The organism is Micromonospora sp. NPDC049081 (genome assembly GCF_040648835.1).
In the GTDB taxonomy this organism is placed as follows: domain Bacteria; phylum Actinomycetota; class Actinomycetes; order Mycobacteriales; family Micromonosporaceae; genus Micromonospora; species Micromonospora antibiotica.
The window spans coordinates 935,777-953,838 of sequence record NZ_JBEZEK010000001.1 but is presented as its reverse complement, the minus strand read 5'-3'; the positions used below and the strand labels follow the sequence as shown (position 1 = coordinate 953,838).

18 protein-coding genes, 1 other RNA gene and 2 pseudogenes are annotated in these 18,062 nt (G+C 72.2%); 10 read left to right on the top strand and 11 right to left on the bottom strand.

Features of this window, described 5'->3' with window-relative positions; genetic code table 11:
- Positions 1 to 5 precede the first annotated feature (5 nt).
- Entirely contained in the window at positions 6 to 1,229 is a 1,224-nt protein-coding gene (locus AB0B63_RS03675; protein ID WP_208568786.1) for an MFS transporter, read from the top strand.
- Between the two features lie 16 nt (positions 1,230 to 1,245).
- Here AB0B63_RS03675 and AB0B63_RS03670 read toward each other — a convergent pair whose 3' ends face one another.
- Positions 1,246 to 2,007 (bottom strand): sulfite exporter TauE/SafE family protein, encoded by a 762-nt coding sequence (locus tag AB0B63_RS03670; RefSeq protein ID WP_357014313.1) that lies wholly within the window; start codon positions 2,005 to 2,007, stop codon positions 1,246 to 1,248.
- A 141-nt stretch (positions 2,008 to 2,148) separates the two neighbouring features.
- Here AB0B63_RS03670 and rnpB point away from each other — a divergent pair.
- Positions 2,149 to 2,567, top strand: an RNA gene (rnpB, locus tag AB0B63_RS03665) — RNase P RNA component class A.
- Between the two features lie 275 nt (positions 2,568 to 2,842).
- Here rnpB and AB0B63_RS03660 read toward each other — a convergent pair.
- The 3 genes from AB0B63_RS03660 to AB0B63_RS03650 form a co-directional block, all read right to left on the bottom strand.
- The gene (locus tag AB0B63_RS03660; protein ID WP_208568784.1) at positions 2,843 to 3,181 is read right to left on the bottom strand and encodes a hypothetical protein; all 339 of its coding nucleotides are present in this window, start codon (positions 3,179 to 3,181) and stop codon (positions 2,843 to 2,845) included.
- 268 nt (positions 3,182 to 3,449) lie between these two features.
- Positions 3,450 to 3,953, bottom strand: a complete 504-nt coding sequence (locus tag AB0B63_RS03655) for a hypothetical protein (RefSeq protein WP_357014310.1) — start codon at positions 3,951 to 3,953, stop codon at positions 3,450 to 3,452.
- Between the two features lie 185 nt (positions 3,954 to 4,138).
- Positions 4,139 to 4,699: a hypothetical protein gene (locus AB0B63_RS03650; RefSeq protein ID WP_357014308.1), complete on the bottom strand. Its 561-nt coding sequence runs from the start codon at positions 4,697 to 4,699 to the stop codon at positions 4,139 to 4,141.
- Positions 4,700 to 4,760: 61 nt separating this feature from the next.
- Between AB0B63_RS03650 and AB0B63_RS03645 the strand changes: the two are divergent.
- A pseudogene (locus tag AB0B63_RS03645) lies at positions 4,761 to 4,949 on the top strand (hypothetical protein); the annotation flags it as partial.
- Positions 4,950 to 4,994: 45 nt separating this feature from the next.
- Positions 4,995 to 5,189: pseudogene (locus tag AB0B63_RS03640) on the top strand (hypothetical protein); the annotation flags it as partial.
- 960 nt (positions 5,190 to 6,149) lie between these two features.
- Here the strand turns inward: AB0B63_RS03640 and AB0B63_RS03635 are convergent.
- The 4 genes from AB0B63_RS03635 to AB0B63_RS03620 form a co-directional block, all read right to left on the bottom strand.
- Positions 6,150 to 6,638, bottom strand: a complete 489-nt coding sequence (locus tag AB0B63_RS03635; protein ID WP_208568781.1) for a roadblock/LC7 domain-containing protein — start codon at positions 6,636 to 6,638, stop codon at positions 6,150 to 6,152.
- Entirely contained in the window at positions 6,635 to 7,006 is a 372-nt protein-coding gene (locus AB0B63_RS03630; protein ID WP_067306011.1) for a hypothetical protein, read from the bottom strand. Before AB0B63_RS03630 ends, AB0B63_RS03635 begins: the two co-directional genes overlap by 4 nt.
- 332 nt (positions 7,007 to 7,338) lie before the next feature.
- Positions 7,339 to 7,902, bottom strand: coding sequence for a hypothetical protein (locus AB0B63_RS03625; protein ID WP_357014305.1), 564 nt, complete (start codon positions 7,900 to 7,902; stop codon positions 7,339 to 7,341).
- Positions 7,903 to 7,904: 2 nt separating this feature from the next.
- The gene (locus AB0B63_RS03620) at positions 7,905 to 8,177 is read right to left on the bottom strand and encodes a hypothetical protein (RefSeq protein ID WP_357014303.1); all 273 of its coding nucleotides are present in this window, start codon (positions 8,175 to 8,177) and stop codon (positions 7,905 to 7,907) included.
- A gap of 312 nt (positions 8,178 to 8,489) precedes the next feature.
- On the opposite strand from AB0B63_RS03620, the gene AB0B63_RS03615 reads away from it, so the two are divergent.
- The 4 genes from AB0B63_RS03615 (at position 8,490) to npdG (ending at position 12,141) form a co-directional block, all read left to right on the top strand.
- Positions 8,490 to 8,693 carry a hypothetical protein gene (locus tag AB0B63_RS03615; RefSeq protein ID WP_088644869.1) on the top strand — a complete coding sequence of 68 codons (204 nt, stop codon included), beginning with the start codon at positions 8,490 to 8,492 and terminating at the stop codon, positions 8,691 to 8,693.
- Positions 8,694 to 8,775: 82 nt separating this feature from the next.
- A complete protein-coding gene (locus AB0B63_RS03610) occupies positions 8,776 to 9,840 on the top strand; it encodes a hypothetical protein (RefSeq protein WP_357014300.1) in 1,065 nt (354 codons plus the stop codon).
- 66 nt (positions 9,841 to 9,906) lie between these two features.
- On the top strand, positions 9,907 to 11,337 hold the full coding sequence (locus AB0B63_RS03605; RefSeq protein ID WP_357014298.1) for an RNB domain-containing ribonuclease: 1,431 nt from the start codon (positions 9,907 to 9,909) through the stop codon (positions 11,335 to 11,337).
- A 105-nt stretch (positions 11,338 to 11,442) separates the two neighbouring features.
- Positions 11,443 to 12,141, top strand: a complete 699-nt coding sequence (gene npdG / locus AB0B63_RS03600; protein WP_208568778.1) for an NADPH-dependent F420 reductase — start codon at positions 11,443 to 11,445, stop codon at positions 12,139 to 12,141.
- A gap of 201 nt (positions 12,142 to 12,342) precedes the next feature.
- Here npdG and AB0B63_RS03595 read toward each other — a convergent pair whose 3' ends face one another.
- The 3 genes from AB0B63_RS03595 to AB0B63_RS03585 all read right to left on the bottom strand — a co-directional run bounded on the left by AB0B63_RS03595 (position 12,343) and on the right by AB0B63_RS03585 (position 15,780).
- Positions 12,343 to 12,858: a hypothetical protein gene (locus AB0B63_RS03595; RefSeq protein WP_357014296.1), complete on the bottom strand. Its 516-nt coding sequence runs from the start codon at positions 12,856 to 12,858 to the stop codon at positions 12,343 to 12,345.
- Positions 12,859 to 12,924: 66 nt separating this feature from the next.
- Positions 12,925 to 13,770 (bottom strand): 3-methyl-2-oxobutanoate hydroxymethyltransferase, encoded by an 846-nt coding sequence (gene panB / locus AB0B63_RS03590; protein ID WP_208568776.1) that lies wholly within the window; start codon positions 13,768 to 13,770, stop codon positions 12,925 to 12,927.
- A 249-nt stretch (positions 13,771 to 14,019) separates the two neighbouring features.
- Positions 14,020 to 15,780: an NAD+ synthase gene (locus AB0B63_RS03585; RefSeq protein WP_357014293.1), complete on the bottom strand. Its 1,761-nt coding sequence runs from the start codon at positions 15,778 to 15,780 to the stop codon at positions 14,020 to 14,022.
- Between the two features lie 245 nt (positions 15,781 to 16,025).
- Here AB0B63_RS03585 and glnA point away from each other — a divergent pair, with 245 nt between their 5' ends.
- The gene (gene glnA / locus AB0B63_RS03580) at positions 16,026 to 17,375 is read left to right on the top strand and encodes a type I glutamate--ammonia ligase (protein WP_208568774.1); all 1,350 of its coding nucleotides are present in this window, start codon (positions 16,026 to 16,028) and stop codon (positions 17,373 to 17,375) included.
- A 208-nt stretch (positions 17,376 to 17,583) separates the two neighbouring features.
- On the top strand, positions 17,584 to 18,009 hold the full coding sequence (locus AB0B63_RS03575) for a DUF350 domain-containing protein (RefSeq protein WP_357014290.1): 426 nt from the start codon (positions 17,584 to 17,586) through the stop codon (positions 18,007 to 18,009).
- Positions 18,010 to 18,062 lie beyond the last annotated feature (53 nt).

Genomic DNA, 18,062 nt, shown 5'->3' with positions numbered 1-18,062 from the left:
GCGGAGTGGACCGGCGTACCGAGCCCCACCGCAGTGCCATCTACGCCACCACGCTGGTGGCCTTCCTCGCCATCGCCGGCATCGCCGTGGTGGACCCCATCCTGCCCGCCATCGGCACCGCGATCGGGGTCACCGCCTGGCAGGTCGAGCTGCTCTTCACGGCGTACATCGCGGTGATGGCGGTCGGGATGATCCCGGCGACCCTGGCCAGCGGACGCTTCGGCTTCAAACCGGTGCTCGTCACCGGCGTCTCGGTGGTCGGGCTGGCCGCCATCGCCGCCTCGTTCAGCAACGACATCGTGCAACTGTCGGTGCTGCGCGGCGTCTGGGGGCTGGGCAACGCGATGTTCTTCGCCACCGCCATGGTGGTCCTGGTCAACCTCGCCAACGACCGGGAATGGGTGGTCGGCCTCTTCGAGACCGCACTCGGCCTCGGCTTCGCCGTCGGCCCGCTGATCGGCGGCCTACTCGGCGAGATCAGCTGGCGACTGCCGTTCTTCGTCTGCGGCATGTTCATGGTGTTCGCCCTGCTGGTCGCCGCCCGCAAGCTCCGCGAGCCGACCAACCGGCAGCCGCCCGTACGACTGGGGCAGATCTTCGCCACCTACCGCCGGCCGGCGTTCCTCATCCTCTGCGTGGTCACCGCCGCCTACAACTTCGTCTTCTTCGTGGTGCTCGGCTACACGCCGCTCTTCCTCGGCCTCGACGTCATCCCCCTCGGCCTCGCCTTCACCGGCTGGGGCCTCGGCCTGGCCGCCGGCATCCTGCTCATCGGCCACCGGCTCGCCCACCGGATCGGCGCGGTGCAGACCGTCGGGGTGGCCCTCGTGGGCCTGCTGGCCTGCATGGTCCTCTTCGCCACCTCGGCCGGCACCGCCGAGTCGCTGGTGGTGCTCGTCGTCGCCGGCCTGTGCATGGGCCTGGCCAACGCCAACCTCACCGACCTGGCCCTCGGCCTCGGCTCCGCCGACCGCCGGGTCGCCACCGGCGCGTTCAACCTGGTCCGCTGGGGTGCCGCAGCACCCGCCCCGATCCTGGCCGGCAAACTCGCCGAGCACAGCCTGACGCTGCCGTTCTGGGTCGGCTTCGGCGTGCTCGCCGTCGGCCTGCTCGTCTACCTGGCCTTCGCCCACCTGATGGCCGCCGGCTACGGCGAACGACTGCGCTGGTCCCGCTGGAACCGGGCCGCCCGGCAGGCCGAGCACGAACCCGTCGGGGAGGCCTACTGAACGGCCCCGGGGCTGCTCAGCCCAGCGCCCGCCAGAGCAGGTAGAGACCGATCGCCGTACCGAAGCAGACGATCAGCGTCCGGAGCACCACCGGTGGCAGGCGGCGGGTCACCCGCGCCCCCACGTACCCGCCGAGCATCGTGGCCGGCGCGACCACCGCGACCGCCGCCCAGTTGACCGGCCCGAACAGGGCGAACACCACAAGCGTGGTCAACCCCACCACGGCCGACAGCAGGTTCTTCACCGCCGATACCCGGGCCAGCGTCGCATCGAGCACCAGGGCCAGGCCGGCCACCAACATCACCCCGAGCGCCGCGCCGAAATAGCCGCCGTACACCGTGCCGACCGCGACCATCGCCTGCACCGTGAGGGTACGACGGCGCGGGCCCAACTCGGCCGGGTGACCGACCAGCCGACGCAGCGGCCCCTGGAACGCCAACACCGCTGTGGCCCCGAGCACCAGGAACGGCACCACCAGGTCGAACGCCCGCGCCGGGGTGGCCAGCAGGAGCAGACAGCCGACCCCCGTGCCGAGCACCGCCGTCGGCAGCAACGGCCACAGCGTCCGCCGGTGCGGCAGATCCATCCGGCTGCCCGCCACACTCGCCGCATAACCGGGGAAGACCGACACCGAGTTGCTGACGTTCGCCGCCACCGGCGGAATGCCCACCGCGATCATCGCCGGAAAGGTGATCAGAGAACCACCACCGGCCGCCGCGTTCACCGTGCCCGCGGCGAGACCGGCGATGATCAGCAGTACGGCATCGGAGAGGTCCATGGGGCCCAGAGGCTAGTACGCCCTGATCAGAGCCCCTCCACCGGATCAACCGCGTACCATTTTCGCCTCCGGCGCGGTGCCGGCCGGGGTGGGGTGGAATCGGCGCGGACCGCTGCGTCGTTAGGATGGGGGCGCGACGGACGAGTCGACCGGGCGGTCGCGTCGGCGGGCTGCGGCCCGCCGCCGAGGAACGTCCGGACTCCACAGGGCAGGGTGGTTGTTAACGGCAACCCGGGGCGACCCGCGGGACAGTGCCACAGAAAACAGACCGCCGACCCCACTCGGGGACGGTAAGGGTGAAACGGTGGGGTAAGAGCCCACCAGCACCCCGGGTGACCGGGGTGGCTAGGTAAACCCCACCCGGAGCAAGGCCAAGCAAGGGCCGTCACCGCAAGCTGACGACCCGGCGCAGACGCTTGAGGGCTGCCCGCCCGATGTCTGCGGGTAGGCCGCAGGAGCCTGCCGGCGACGGTAGGCCGAGATGGATGGCCGCCGCCGGTGCGGGCCCCGCAAGGGGTACGCGCCGCGCACAGAATCCGGCGTACAGGTCGACTCGTCCGTCGCCCACCAGCTCAGCGCCGTGATCATGGTTCTGGGTGGGCCTTCTTGCGACCCTGTAGGCGGCGGTGCCGGTGGGGTCTGCCCCAGGCGGACGGGATCAACTCGACGCGGAGATGTCCCTTGTGGTGACCGCACCCGATCGCTGGGCCTAAGGGTGCCGGTGGTGCGGCATGCCTGAACCGCATTCGGCCCGGTTCAGGCATGCCACACCATTACGTCCCGACGGGATCGTGGGCTTTGTTCACCCGAAAAGAGATTCCGAGGGGTCGGTCGGTCAGCTCTGTGCTTCCAGCCAGCGGTAGCTCAGGATGACACCCACGGCGGGGCACTCCCGACGGGAAACGCGGGTCGAAGACGTTCCCGTGTTCTTCCAGTCCCCGTAGTAGTCCTGACCGTTCGAGCAGTGGATGCCGACCCGGTGCGTACCGGTGCCAGACGTGCACTTGGTCGCGCCGCCGATACCCACGCCGTCCTCGTAGATGGTCCAGACGTCGCAGTTGCTCGGGAACGCGTGCGCTGGTGTCGCTGCCACCAGCCCGGCCGCACCCACCATGACGACCACCGCGGCCCGTCCGAGTTGACGGCGAATGCCGGCAGTCATGTAGTTTTTCATTTACTATTCTCCTCGCCTGCGGTAAAGAACTCGGCGGAGGCCGAGATTCCACATTGAGGATCCCCGTGTATCGTCGTACGACTGCCTGTCACCCTAGCAATCGGCTCGGCTGATGGAAAGCCTTTGTTCTCGTACGATTCCTGTCGGGTTTCGTGGGGGTGTTACTGGCGCTGGAAGACAACGCACAATGGCATTGACGGACAACGCCGGCTATTGACTGCACGACTTTGTATACGGTCCTGCCGGCCGTGCCGCGAGGGTGGGCGGGTCAGCTGTGGTCGCGGCAGCCGAGCTGGTCGCCGATCTCCTCCGGGATGCCGTACGGGCTGCACTCCAGCCCACTGCCCTCGCCGATCTTCTGCCACCTGCCCGCCGAGTGCGCGAACACCAGCAGCCCGTCGCCCTGTTGCCCCGGGTCGACGGCGATCACCCCGGCGGTCGCCCACTGCCGTGCGCAGTTGATGTGGTCGGGGTCGATCCGGTGCGTCTTGACATCCAACCCCGCCACCTTCTGGAGGGTGGCGGCGCTGACCGGACAGGCCGCCCTGGTGGCCGTCGGTGCGGCGGACACCGCGCCGCGCGTCGGCGACGCACTGTCGGGGGACGGGGTGACGTCGGTGGCTCCCGTGGTGCCGGCCCCGGGCGGGGTGGTGCCGACTGCGGGCGGGGTGGTGCCGGAGCCCGTCACCGGGTCGGGTGAGCTGGGGTCGCAGGCGGCCAGGGCTACCAGTACGGCGACGGGTGCCAGAACACGCAGGTTCTTCAGGGCCATTGTTCCTCCAGTCCGGACGTGTGCGGTGCTCTACCGGATACACCCGTGACGGGCGGGACAGGTTGCGGCTGGGGCGGAATCCGGTCGGCTCTGCTCGTCGTCCGGACTGGAGGAACGACAGGAACGACAGTGGCGTCGGCGTCGGCACCGGTGAAGGTGCCGACGCCGACGCCCGGACGCTCAGCTCAGGCCGTGCACGCGTGCGGCCCGGTGGCCGCGAGGTCGGTCAACGCGCACACCTTCATCAGCGGGTAGTGCGGCCCCATGACGGCCGCGGCGGTCTCCGCCGTGCTGTCCACCGGCACGTTCTGGGTGGCGTGCGGGAAATTGGCGACCGGCATCAGGTTGCGCAGCAGGACCATGTGCGGGGCCGCCGGATAGGAGACGGAGAACGGCAGGAAGGTGGCGTCGTCCACCGCCTCGATCGCCGTCCGCTGCTGCTCCCGGCCGAGCACGTAGGTGTAGTAGCCGTGCCGGTCGAGGCGGGTGTCGTCGTCGTAGCGGCAGCCGAGGCTCGCCGGTGCGTCGGTGAACCGGTTGATCACGACGGGCTTGACCTGGCCACCGAGGTTGGTGCACATCGAGAAGTAGCGTAGGTCGGTGTGCCGGCGCGGCCAGACGCCCGGGTGGTTGCCGGAGACCGTCCGCGGTGCCCGGCCTCGGATCACCACCACCTGATCGGCCGTCGGCGGGGTGACCCAGGTGCCGAGATACGCGTTGTCCGGGTTCGGCGCGAGGTTCTCCACCTCGGATGTCCGGGTGAAGAGCTTCTGCCCGGTCTCCTCCGGATGCCCCGGCCCGCCAGGCCCGCCGGGTCCGCCAGGCCCGCCGGGTCCGCCAGGCCCGCCGGGTCCGCCAGGCCCACCGGGTCCGCCAGGCCCGCCAGGCCCACCGGGTCCGCCAGGTCCGCCGGGCCCGCCAGGCCCACCGGGTCCGCCGGGTCCGCCGGGCCCGCCAGGCCCACCGGGTCCGCCGGGTCCGCCGGGCCCGCCAGGCCCACCGGGTCCGCCGGGTCCGCCCGGTCCACCAGGTCCGCCGGGCCCATGAGGACCACCAGGACCACCAGGCCCATGAGGACCGCCGGGCCCTCCGGGATGACCAGGCCCTCCGGGATGACCAGGCCCTCCTGGATGACCGGGTCCGCCGGGGCCGGGTCCGCCGGGATGACCGGGTCCGCCCGGTCCACCTCCGGGAGGTCCCGGCGGGCCACCGGGCCCGCCGGCGCCGGACGGTCCTGCCTCCCGGGCGCTCGCCGTCGCGGGAGTGCTGGGGCCACCACCTCCCGACGGGCAGGGTGGCAGGGTCTGCGCCACCCCGTCGAGGGTGAGGGTCATGGTGGGCAGTACGACCGTCGCGTCCCCGCCGGCCGGCAGGTAGACCCGGAAGATCACCGATGCCTTCGCGCCGGGCAGGGCGTCCTCCCGGGCCAGGGGCAGGCGGTTGGTCTGCCCGAACGCCACGTCGGGGGTGATGGTGAGGGTGAACCGGCCGCCCGGCGCGGCGGCGGTCTGCCACGGATTCTGGCTGCCCGCGTCCGGCGTGATCAGGTAATCGGGCATGCTGGAGCTGACACCATTGCGCGTAAAGTAGGTGGGCTTGTCGTCATAGACGTTGAAAGACGCGTATCTGGCGTCGGGGAAAGCCCCCGAGATGGTGATTTCCAGGCCTGGCGTGACCGGATAGACGGTCGACCAGTAGGTTGCTGCGGTGTCCGGCCAGTAGGCGTTCAGGCTCGTCGCCCCGTACTTCGACGACCAGGCGCAGGTCGGCATGGTGACGGCGGCGGCGGCACGTTCCGCCTCGGCAGGGGTGCCGACCAGGGGAATGGTCAGCGCGATCAGTCCGGACAGTAAGAGGAATGGCCGACGCGTGGCCCGCGTCGGTGGCGTGAGCACCGAGAGTGGCATCCGTCGACTTGATCAGACACTTGTGTCGACGTAGTTACTTTCGCGGTCAATTATCGTTGCTGATTTGCACGTCCCGGCCCATCGGCGATAATTATTTCCCGGCAGTGTTGGCTATTTCGGAAAAGCCAGATCCGGGATATCTGGTCGGGTGGTGAGGTGGAGTGTGGACAGTGGCCGGGATTCGCCCGGTAAAGAATGTCTGCGCCCGGGTGGGCCGGGCCTGCCGGTCGGGCTCGGGGCCGGCCGCCGGGGGTGCGGCGTGCTCCGCCGCGACCCCCGCCGTCCCGGTTCAGGCGTCCGTCGGTACGCGGGTCAGCAGCGCCGCGAGGCGGACGGCCACTCCCGGGGCGTGCAGGTGCAGCCGGGCCACGTTGACCGCGTCCGTGCCGACCACGGCGAGCAGGGCCTGCTCGCTGACGGCGTAGACGCTCAGGTAGCCGTTCTGGTTGCGTACCGTGGACTGTTGGAAGTCTCCCTGGTCGAGCCGCATGCCGACCTGCCGGCCGAGGCCGAAGGTGGTCGCGGCGAGCGCGGCCAGGTCGTTGGGGTCCACCTCGGTCTGCAGGTTGTGCGTGATGAGCAGGCCGTCGACGCCGCCCAGCACGCAGCCGTGCACCCCCGGGATCTGGTGCCGCAGCTCCGCCAGCTCGCGACTGATCGCCGGGTACGGCAACGAGCGGTCCCCGGCCAGCGACGGGGGGAGCGGCCGGGCGGCCGGTAGTTTGCCGGCGCGCGCGGAACGACGGGGCAGGACGGTCTCGGTCTTGTCGGCGCTCACAGTTCCAGGCTCTCCTCGATCGTGCGCAGCTGGTGCCGGGCCATGGCCAGGTTGGCCCGGCTCTTGCTCACCATCAGATAGAGGAACAGGCCCTTGCCGGTGCGGCCGGTCAACGGCCGGATCAGGTGGTACTGGCTGCCGAGCGTGATGAGGATGTCCTCGATCTCATCCTCGATCTTGAGCATCTCCAGGGTGCGCATCTTGGCGCGGACGACGTCGGTGTTGCCGGCGGCGGCGACGGTCAGATCGATCTCGCCGGTGCCGCCGGCCACGCCGAGGGTCATCCCGCTGCTGTAGTCGACGAGCGCCACGCCGATCGCTCCATCGATACTCATCGCATTCTTCAGGGCGACGTCCAGGCTAGCCACGGTGGTGTTCTCCCGGTTCGACAGGGCGGCGCCGTTGACATCGTCGTCCTCGTCCCGCCCGGTTGACGGGCGGTGGCAGCGCCGCAAGAGGTCTGACGAGGCTCGCACACAACCCGGTCCGGCCGCACTCGGGGCTGCCGCATCGGGGCTGTCCGGCCGACCCGGGCCGGCCGGCGGTCCCGTCGAGGGGACCGGGTGAGGGATGGTCCGTCTCGGGGGTGAGCTGATACCAGGTACCAGGTCCGGATGGTAGGGCCGGAAGTCCCCGAACCATCGGCCACCGCGCGCCACGGCCAGGCGGCTGTCCCGACCGTGGACACCCGGACGACGGCTCAGCCGGTCCAGGCGACGGTCCGGGCCGTCCGGTCGAAGTGCCGGCTCAACTCCGCGTCGAGACGCTCCATCCGGCTGTCGTCCAGCGTCACCGTCGGCTCCTGCGGGGTGCGGGCGGTGAGCATCCGGTGGCGCAGCCCAGCCGGCGGGTGCGAGGCGAACAGCGACGCCGCGTCGCGGACCGACAGTTGGCGGACCAGCGGCATGCGCGCGACCGCCGCCGTCCGGGCCGACGCCACCCCCGACCGCCACACCGCCGGCCCGCCGCCGGTCCGGGCCGCCTGCCGCACCACCCGGGCCACCGAGTCCCCGCTGAGCAGGACGTCGAGCAGGTCGCGCACACCGTCGGTGCCCGCCACCCGGGCGGCCAGCTCGTCGGCCAGGTACTCGGCCCGCTGGCTGTCCCGCAACGCCGTCCAGACCAGCAGCAGGTGGATGCCGAAGAGCAGCCGGGACAGCACCCACGAGATCGCCCGGCCCGCCGCCTCGCCGACCATCTCCAGCAACCCGTCGGCGCGGCGGCCGGGGGACGGCCGGAACAGGTCGGCGGCATCGCCGAGCATCGTCAGCGCGGGCTGGGTGACCAGCAGGCGGCGTACGTCGCCGTTGACGAAGTGCGCCAGTCCGGTCCGGTCGACTCCAACGGGCGGCCGACGAGGTCGGCGTACTGCCGACGGTTCAGCCGGGCGGCGATCCGGTGGGTACGTCGGTCGACCCGTCCCCAGCCGAACTCGGGTGTCCGACGCCCCGGGTCGTAGGTGTCCAGGTTCCACTCGCAGTCCGCGCACCAGGGCGTCGCCCCCGTATCGACACCGTCGCCGACGCGCAGTGCGGACACGTCCCCGTCATGATCACGAGGTTCGATTCTGCCGGGGGTCGTCGAAGTCGTACCACCGGCTTTTCGGCTCGGCCGGTTCCGCCCACCGCCGGCCACGCGGGGTGGCGTCGCCGTCGGTGGGCCCGCCCCGGCCGCTGCCGAACACGGCCCGACGGGGGTGCCGCCGGGCCGCATGCGACGGCCTCCGCGCAGGTCAGGACCAATTTCGTGGTTTCGCCTCCGGCGCCGCCGAGCACGTCTACTGTGGATGTGGTCGCGACCAATTGCGGCGATCCGGTGGCGGTCGGGCTGCGCCCGGTGCACAGTGATCTCATGAACGACAGCGGAAGTGGTGGGCACTACTACTGGTGCACCCGACACCACCGGGTCGAGACCGATGCCGACGTGTGCCCTGCCAAGCACGTTCTCGGACCGTATCCCTCGGCTGCCGACGCGGAGAACGCCCTGCAGAAGGTGCAGGAGCGCAACGAGGCGTGGGAAGCCGAAGACGCCCGCTGGGCCGGGGAGGGCAACTGAACGGCGCGGGACGGCCCGCGTCGAGGACTCCGTGCCTCCGTGAGGAGGCACGCGGGAGCATGTCCCCAAGGAGGGAACCGAGATGGCCGAAGCAACAAAGGCCACCACCCGCCCGGCCGCGACGAAGACCGCCGCGGCGGAGCGGACCGCAGGCGCGACCCGGAGCACTGCGGCCCGCCGCTCCACCACCACCATGACCGCGGCCCGCAGGGCGTCGGCCGGCCGGGCGACGGCGAACGTGGCGGGTGCCGGCGCGGGCCGGACCCCGTCCACCGGCACCGCCAGGACGGCGGCGACCGGCCCGGCGAAGAAGACCCCGGCCACCCGCAGCGCCGCCAGCAAGGCTCCCGCATCGAAGTCGACCGCGAAGAAGGCCCCGGCCTCCCGGAGTGCCGCGGCTAAGTCGACCGCGAGGACGGCCCCGGCGAAGAAGGCTCCGGCGAGGAAAGCCGCCGACACGACCACCGCCGCCGCCCGGAAGACCGCCGGGGCGGCGAAGAAGACCACGGCCGCCGCCCGGACCACGGCGGCGAAGAAGACCACCGCGGCGAAACGGACGACCGCGGCAGCGGCGAAGAAGACCACCGCGACCGCCCGGACCATGGCCCGGAAGACCGCGCCCGCGAAGAAGGCGACCGCCAAGCGGACCACGGCCGCGAAGACCACGACCGCCAAGCGGGCCACGGCTGCGAAGACGACGGCTGCGAAGGCCATGCCCGCGAAGAAGACAGCCGCGAAGAAGGCCGCGCCCGCGAAGAGCACGACCGCCAGGAAGGCGACGCCCGCGACGGCGGCGAAGAGGACCACGGCGGCGACGAAGACCTCGGCGGCGACGAAGACCACGGTGGCGACGAAGACCGCTGCGGCGACGAAGACCACGCCCGCGAAGAAGGCCGCCGCGGCCAGGAAGGCGCCGGCCCGGAAGTCGACCGCCAAGACGGCACCCGCGTCGAAGTCCACCGCGAAGAAGGCCCCGGCCCGCAAGGCGGGCGCGACGGCCACCCGCGCGACGGCGGCGAAGAAGGCGACCGCCACGAAGACGCCCGCCAAGAAGGTCACCGCCCGCAAGGCCCCCGGGCGTACGGCGGCGGCGCGGCCGACCGCCCCGGCCGGCGCCCGCTCCCGCGCCCGGAAGACCACCGGCTGACCGTACGGGGACGCCTCGCCCGCCTGCCGGAGAGCGGATCGCCCGGCACGCTGCCAGGATTGACCCGTGGTCATCCGACGTGTGCTCGCGCCCCGCATCGACTTCGGCGCGCTGCGCCGCGAGCTGGGACTGCCCGACAGCTTCCCGCCCGCTGCGCAGCGCGAGGCGGACGAGGCGGCCGACGCCCCGCCGCCCGCCGCGGCCGACCGTACCGACATCCCGTTCGTCACGGTCGACCCGGCCGCCTCCCGCGACCTGGACCAGGCGATGCACCTCAGCGCCCGACCCGGCGGCTACCGGGTGCGGTACGCGATCGCCGACGTCGCCACCCACGTACGCCCGGGCGGGGCGCTGGAGGAGGAGACCTGGCGGCGCGGGCAGACCGTCTACCTGCCCGACGGCAACGTGCCGTTGCACCCGCACACCCTCAGCGAGGGGGCGGCCAGCCTGCTGCCCGACGTCGACCGGGCAGCGGTGCTGTGGACCATCGACCTCGACGCCGACGGGGCCACCGTCGCCGTCGCGCTGGAACGCGCCCTGGTCCGCAGCCGCGCCAAACTGGACTATTCGGGCGTCCAGGTGGCTGCCGACGCCGGTCGGCTGCCCGATCCGATCGCCCTGCTGCCCGAGATCGGTGCCCTGCTCACCGCCCGTGGCCTGCGCCGGGGCGCGATCAACCTGCCCCTGCCCGAGCAGGACGTCGAGCCCGACGGGGACGGGTGGCGGCTGGTGCTGCGCGGTCCCGGCCCGATGGAGGACCACAACGCCCAGATCTCCCTGCTCACCGGGATGGCGGCGGCGGACATCATGCTCGCCGGCCGGATCGGGTTGCTGCGTACCATGCCGGCACCGAAACCGGAGGCGGTGGCCCGGCTGCGCGCGGCGGCGGCCCCGCTGGGCGTGCACTGGCCGGACGGGGTACGGGTGGGCGAGGTGCTGGCCGGGTTGGACGCCTCGCAGCCCCGGGCCGCCGCCTTCGTCGACCAGGCGGCGGAGCTGATGCGCGGTGCGGCGTACACGGCGTTCGACGGTGAGCTGCCCGAGCAACCGGAGCACGGTGGGGTGGCAGCCGCGTACGCCCATGTCACCGCCCCGCTGCGTCGACTGGCCGACCGGTACGCCACGGAGGTCTGCCTGGCCCTGCACGAGGGCCGTGAGGTGCCGGAGTGGGCCCGTACGGCGCTGCCCCGGCTGCCGGAGGTGATGGCCTCGACCGACCGGACGGCGGGCACCGCCACCCGGGGTGCGATCGAGTTGGCCGAGGCGGTGCTGCTGGAGCACCGGGTGGGGGAGACGTTCTCGGCGGCGGTGCTGGACGTGGACCCACCGCCGAACAGTCAGTCGAAGCCCGGTCGGGTGCCCGGCGGGACGGTGGCGTTGGACGATCCGCCGGTACGGGCCCGCTGCACCGGTGAGCTGCCACTGGGGGAGCGGGTCACCGTACGTCTGGTCACCGCCGACCCGGTCGGCCGCAAGGTCCTCTTCGCGCGGGCCTGAACCCGGCCCCGGCGGGTCCCGCCCTGCCCGACCGCCCCGGCGGGGCGGGCAGCGTCACAGCGCCTTGTGCCGCTGACCGTGCGGGCGGTTTGCGAGGATGACGCCATGGCATACGACGCGAGCACCCTTCCCGACGTGTCCGGGCTGACCGTCGGCATCATCGGTGGCACCGGCGACCAGGGGCGGGGGCTGGCCTACCGGTTCGCCCGCGCCGGCCAGCAGGTGCTGATCGGGTCCCGCTCCGCCGACCGGGCGGCCGAGGCGGCGGCGGAGATCGCCGTGCTGCCCCGGCTGCCCGCCGGGGTCGACGTGACCGGCGCGGACAACGACGAGGTGGCCCGCCGCAGCGACGTGGTGGTGATCGCGGTGCCGTGGGACGGGCACGCGGCCACCGTCGGTGCGCTGGCCGGGCCACTGGCCGGCAAGATCGTCGTGGACTGCGTCAACCCGCTCGGCTTCGACAGGCAGGGCCCGTACGCGCTGCCGGTCGCCGAGGGCAGCGCGGTGCAGCAGGCGGCGGCCCTGCTGCCCGACTCCCGGGTCTGCGCGGCATTCAACCATGTCAGCGCGCCGTTGCTGGCCGACCCGGAGATCGACCGAATCGACCTCGACGTGCTGATCTGCACCGAGGAGCGGGAACTGGTCGACATCGTCGGCGCGTTGGCCGCCCGGATCCCCGGCATGCGCGGCATCTACGCCGGCCGGCTGCGCAACGCCCACCAGATCGAGGCGTTCACCGCCAACCTGATCGCCATCAACAAGCGGTACAAGGCGCACGCCGGCATCCGGGTCACCGACCTCTGACGGTGGGAAGGTGGGAGCAGATCACCCGGCTGCCCCGACTCGGTTGCTGACCGTGCCGATGCGGGAGCGGGCCACCCGGCTGTGCCGACGTGGGCTGCCGTCGCGGTCACGGCTGACCTCCGGAACCCCGGCCGGCCCCCGGTGCGGGTGGTCGGACGGTGGGTCGGACCGCCCGGGTGACCCGCTCCCCTCTCGTCACCGTCAGAAGTTGATGTCGACGCCGGCCTTCTTGCAGGCGGCGTTCGCCATGGCGCTGGTCTTCTGGAACTCGGGGCCGTCGGCGGCGGCGTCCATGTCCGGGGCGGTGGCCACCCTGCTGGCGGCGACGCCGAACGCCGCCAACGCGGTGGCCGCCTCGCTGCCGGGGGTGCCGGCCGTGGCCTTCGCCAGGCCCGACGCCAGCTCGTTGTAGGCCTTCTTGATGGCCGGGTTCGGGTCACCACCCGCCATCGCGGCCTTCACGACGTCGACCTTCGTCGTCTCGGCGATCTTCTTGGCCGCCGTGCAGAGCTTCTTGTCGGCTGCCGGGTCGGCGGCCGCGGTCGGGGCGTCGGTGGTCGGCGCGGTCGTGACGGAGGGGGAGGCGGCCGGCGCGGCCGCGCCGGTGGCGGAGGACGACGGCGCGGCCGTCGTCGACGGCTTCGCCTCGCTGCACGCCGCGAGTGCCAGCACGGAGAGACAGGTCAGGGCGACAGTCGAGAAGCGAGCATGATTCACGAGCGGAACCCTAGCGGAGCCCGGTGGGGCTGTGGGGGCAGCGCCCCACCAGGCTCCGGCGCGACCTCAGAAGGTGTGTTCGGTGGCGGGGAAGTCGCCGCCGCGTACCTCGTCGGCGAACCGGCGGGTCGCCTCGGTCAGCACCCCGGCCAGGTCGGCGTAACGCTTGACGAACCGGGGGGCCTTCCCGGTGCGCAGCCCCGCCATGTCCTGCCAGACCAGCACCTGGGCGTCGGTGTCGGGGCCGGCGCCGATGCCGACGGTGGGGATCGCCAGTTCGGCGGTGACCCGCTTGGCGACCTCACCCGGCACCATCTCCAGCACCACCGCGAACGCCCCCGCCCCGGCCACCGCCCGCGCGTCGGCGAGCACCTCGTCGGCGGTGTCGCCGCGCCCCTGCACCCGGTAGCCGCCCAGGGTGTGTTCGCTCTGCGGGGTGAAGCCGATGTGCGCCATCACCGGGATGCCCGCCCCGGTGATCGCCGCGATCTGGTCGGCGCAGCGCCGGCCGCCCTCCAGCTTCACCGCGTGGCAGCCACCCTCCTTCATGAACCGCACCGCCGTGCGCAACGCCTGCGTCGGCCCCTCCTCGTACGAGCCGAACGGCAGGTCACCGACGACCAGGGTGTGCCGGGTCGCCCGGACCACGGCCCGGACCAGCGGCAACAACTCGTCGACGGTCACCGGCAGGGTGGTCTCGTAACCGAACACGTTGTTCGCCGCCGAGTCGCCGACCAGCAGCGCCGGAATCCCCGCCTGGTCGAAGATCCCGGCGGTGTACTGGTCGTACGAGGTGAGCATCGCCCACCGGTCGCCACGCTCCTTGGCGGCGATCAGGTCGCGGGTGCGGACCCGTCGGGTGGCCGGCCCGCCGTACAGGGCGGTCACCTCGGTCGGGGTGGACTCCACCATGACTGTCTCCTTTCCTCGAGGCCGCTGTCGCGGTCCCCGGGTTCCGTCGCGATCGTCGCACCACGCGACCGGTCGACGGCAGGGAACAGTGCAGGATTTCACTCCGCCGGGGCGACGCCGACCGACCGTGGCCGGCCGGCGTCGGGGTGCCCGACCGACCCGGGTCGGCCGGGCTGTGCTGCCCAGCCGACCAGGTCGATCGGTCGGTCCAGGATGCCCAGCCGACCGCAGGTCGGCCGGCCCGGATGCTCAGCCGTCCTCGCGCCAGCGGTTGGTGATCGGCAGCCGACGGTCGCGGCCGAACGCCTTCATCGAGATCTTCGTACCCGGGGCGGACTGCCGACGCTTGTACTCGGCGGTGTCCACCAGCCGCAGCACCCGGTCGACCACCGCCGGGTCGTGGCCGGACTCGACCAGGCCGGCCCGGCCCAGGTCACCGTCGACGTAACCGATCAGGATCGGGTCCAGCACGTCGTAGTCGGGCAGGCTGTCGCTGTCGAGCTGGCCGGGGCTCAGCTCGGCCGACGGGGGCTTGCCGATGGAGTTCTCCGGGATCGGCGGGGTCTCGCCCCGGCGGGCCGCGTCGGCGTTGCGCCACTTCGCCAGCCGCCAGATCAGCGTCTTCCAGACGTCCTTGACCGGGTTGAACCCGCCGACCGAGTCGCCGTAGAGGGTCGAGTAGCCGACCGCCAGCTCACTCTTGTTGCCGGTGGTGAGGACCAGGTGGCCCTCCTGGTTCGACAGTGCCATCAGGATCACCCCGCGCACCCGGGCCTGGAGGTTCTCCACCGCCACCCCGGACAGCGAGATGTTCGCCAGGAAGGTGTCCACCATCGGCTGGATCGGCTCGACGCGGTAGTCCAGGCCGGTGCGCTTGGCCAGGTCCTCCGCGTCGGTCCGGGAGTGCTCCGAGGAGTGCTGGCTGGGCAGTGACACGCCGACCACCCGTCGTGGGCCGAGCGCGTCGACGGCCAGCGCGGCCACCACCGCCGAGTCGATCCCGCCGGACAGGCCCAGCACCACCGAGGGGAAGCGGTTCTTGTTGACGTAGTCGCGCAGGCCCAGCACCAGCGCCTGCCACACCTCGGCCTCGTCGGCCACCGGCGCCATCAGGCCGCCGTCGGCCGCCGGCCCGGTCGGGGCCGCCGGCACCACCTCGACGGTACGACGCAGCACCCGCATCCCGTCGGCGAGGTCCTCGGTGTCGGCGGCGTGCGGGCCCGCCCCGGCCAGCTCCACGTCGTGCACGAGCAGGTGCTCGACGAACTGCGGCGCGCGGGTGAGCAGTCCCCCGTCGGCGTCGACGATCATCGAGTCGCCCTCGAAGACCAGTTCGTCCTGACCACCGACCATGTTGACGTACGCGATCGGGGCCCCGGCCTCGGCGGCCCGGCGACGCACCAGCGGCAGCCGGACGTCGTCCTTGTTCAACTCGTACGGCGAGCCGTTGATGTTGACCACCAGGCCGACGCCGGCCTGCCGGGCCACCGCGAACGGGCCCCCGGCCTGCCACAGGTCCTCGCAGATGGTCAACGCCACGTCCACCCCGCCCACCCGGACCACGGTCAGGGTGTCGCCGGGCACGAAGTAGCGGTCCTCGTCGAAGACGCCGTAGTTGGGCAGGTGGTGCTTGAAGTAGGTCGCGACCACCTCACCCCGGTGCAGCAGCGCGGCGGCGTTGCGGGCCCCCCGGCCCGGCTGGGCGTCCCCGCTGACCTGGGGTGGGCCGTCGGCGTCCAGGTAGCCGACCACGACCGGCAGGTCGCCGAGGCCGTCGGCGGCCAGGTCGGCGGCGAGCTGCCGCACCGCGGCCTGTGAGGCGGCGACGAAGGAACGGCGGAAGACCAGATCCTCGACGGGGTAGCCGGTGAGTGTCATCTCCGGGAAGGCGACGAGCTGGGCGCCGGCGTCGGCGGCCCGACGGGTCCAGGCGCGGATCAGCTCGGCGTTGCCGACGGTGTCGCCGACGGTCGGGTTGACCTGGCACAGGGCCAGACGCAGGGTGGGCATGACCTCATCTTGCCCCAGCCGCAGGCGGTCGACCCGGCGGCTGCGACGAGACGACGGCCACCCTTTCGCCGCGCCCGGCCGGCCCGCCGCTGGTGGCGGGGCCGCCCGTCGATCCGGCCGTCGGGACACCGCAGGACGAGCGGCGGCAGGTCGCGTAACGTCTGCTTAACCAGGCCGGTGAAGACTGGGCGGTCAGGACGGACCGGCCGACCGGTGCCGGACGTACGTCGCGAGGGGTTGGGGAAGTGGACCGTCAGCAGGAGTTCGTCCTCCGTACGCTGGAAGAGCGGGACATCCGGTTCGTCCGGCTGTGGTTCACCGACGTGCTGGGCACGCTCAAGAGCGTCTCAGTCGCCCCGGCGGAGCTGGAGGCAGCCTTCGAGGAGGGCATCGGGTTCGACGGCTCGGCCATCGAGGGCTTCGCCCGGGTCTTCGAGTCCGACATGGTCGCCATGCCGGACCCGACGACCTTCCAGGTGTTCCCGTTCGAGGGCGGGGTCAGCGGTGAGAGCGCCCGGATGTTCTGCGACATCCTGTTGCCCGACGGCGGCCCGTCCTGGGCCGACCCACGGCACGTGCTGCGCCGGATGCTGTCCAAGGCGGCCGAGAAGGGCTTCACCTTCTACACCCACCCGGAGATCGAGTTCTTCCTGCTGGAGAACGGCCCGCAGGACGGCTCGGTGCCCACCGCCGTGGACACCGGCGGCTACTTCGAGCACACCACGCACGCCGTCGCGCGGGACTTCCGCCGCCAGGCCGTGCTCGCGCTGGAGCGGATCGGCATCTCGGTGGAGTTCAGCCACCACGAGGTCGCCCCCGGCCAGCAGGAGATCGACCTGCGCTACGCCGACGCGCTGACCACCGCCGACAACATCATGACCTTCCGGCACGTGGTCAAGGAGGTGGCGCTGTCCACCGGCGTACAGGCCAGCTTCATGCCGAAGCCGTTCACCGACCAGCCGGGTAGCGGCATGCACACCCACCTGTCGCTGTTCGAGGGGGAGCGCAACGCGTTCCACGACTCCGGTGACCCGATGAAACTGTCGAAGGTGGCGAAGTCGTTCATCGCCGGCCTGCTGATGCACGCCCGGGAGTACACCGCCGTCACCAACCAGTGGGTCAACTCGTACAAGCGGCTGTTCCCGCAGGCGTTGCCGGACCGGATCACCGAGAGCCCGGCGTACGTCTGCTGGGGGCACCTGAACCGGTCCGCGCTGGTCCGCGTGCCCGCGTACGGCAAGCCGAACTCGGCCCGGGTGGAGGTCCGGTCGCTGGACTCGGCGACCAACCCCTACCTGGCGTTCGCGGTGATGCTCGGCGCCGGCCTGAAGGGCATCGAGGAGGGCTACGAGCTGCCACCCGGCGCGGAGGACGACGTCTGGTCGCTGACCAGCGCCGAGCGCCGCGCGATGGGCTACGAGGCACTGCCGGAGAACCTGTCCGAGGCGATCGACGTGATGGCCGGCTCCGAGCTGGTCGCCGAGGTGCTCGGGGAGCACGTCTTCGACTTCTTCCTGCGCAACAAGCGGGCCGAGTGGGAGCAGTACCGCCGCGAGGTCACCCCGTACGAGCGGCAGCGCTACCTGTCGTTGTGACCCGTTGACATCGGGGACCCGGGGCCCGCGCGGCTCCGGGTCCTCGACGTCCCGGGTCCGCCGGGGCTCAGGGCGTTCGGCGGTTCCGGGTCGGCCGACGGTCCGGGCGTTCGACGGTCCGGGGGGTGTCGGGGGTGGCGCGGTGCCGCTATCGTCTCGATCACCGTGCCGGCACCCGCGCCGGGCGCAGGAGGTCGGGAGGCCGTCGGTGCTGGATGATCTGCTCACCGGAGCATGGCAGAGCGTCGTGTTCGGGATCGTCGGGGTGGCGCTGATGGCGGCCGGCTTCGTGCTGGTCGACGTGCTCACCCCGGGCAAGCTGCGCGAGCTGATCTGGGTGCAGCGCAACGGCAACGCCGGGCTGCTGCTGGCCGCCAATCAGCTGGGTGTGGCCGGCATCGTCTTCACCGCGATCGTGACCAGCTACGACGACTTCGCCAAGGGGATCGCCTCGACGGTGCTCTTCGGGCTGATCGGGCTGGCTGTCATGGCGCTCGCCTTCGGCGTGCTGGACCTGCTCACCCCGGGCAAGCTCGGTGAGGTCATCTGCTCGGACCAGCCGCACCCGGCGGCCCGGGTCAGCGCCGCCACCCACTTCGGTGCGGCCCTGATCGTCTGCGCCTGCATCGCCTGACCACGGCCGCCCGCGCGGCCCGTACCACCTGAGCCAGGCCCGTGGTCTGAGCT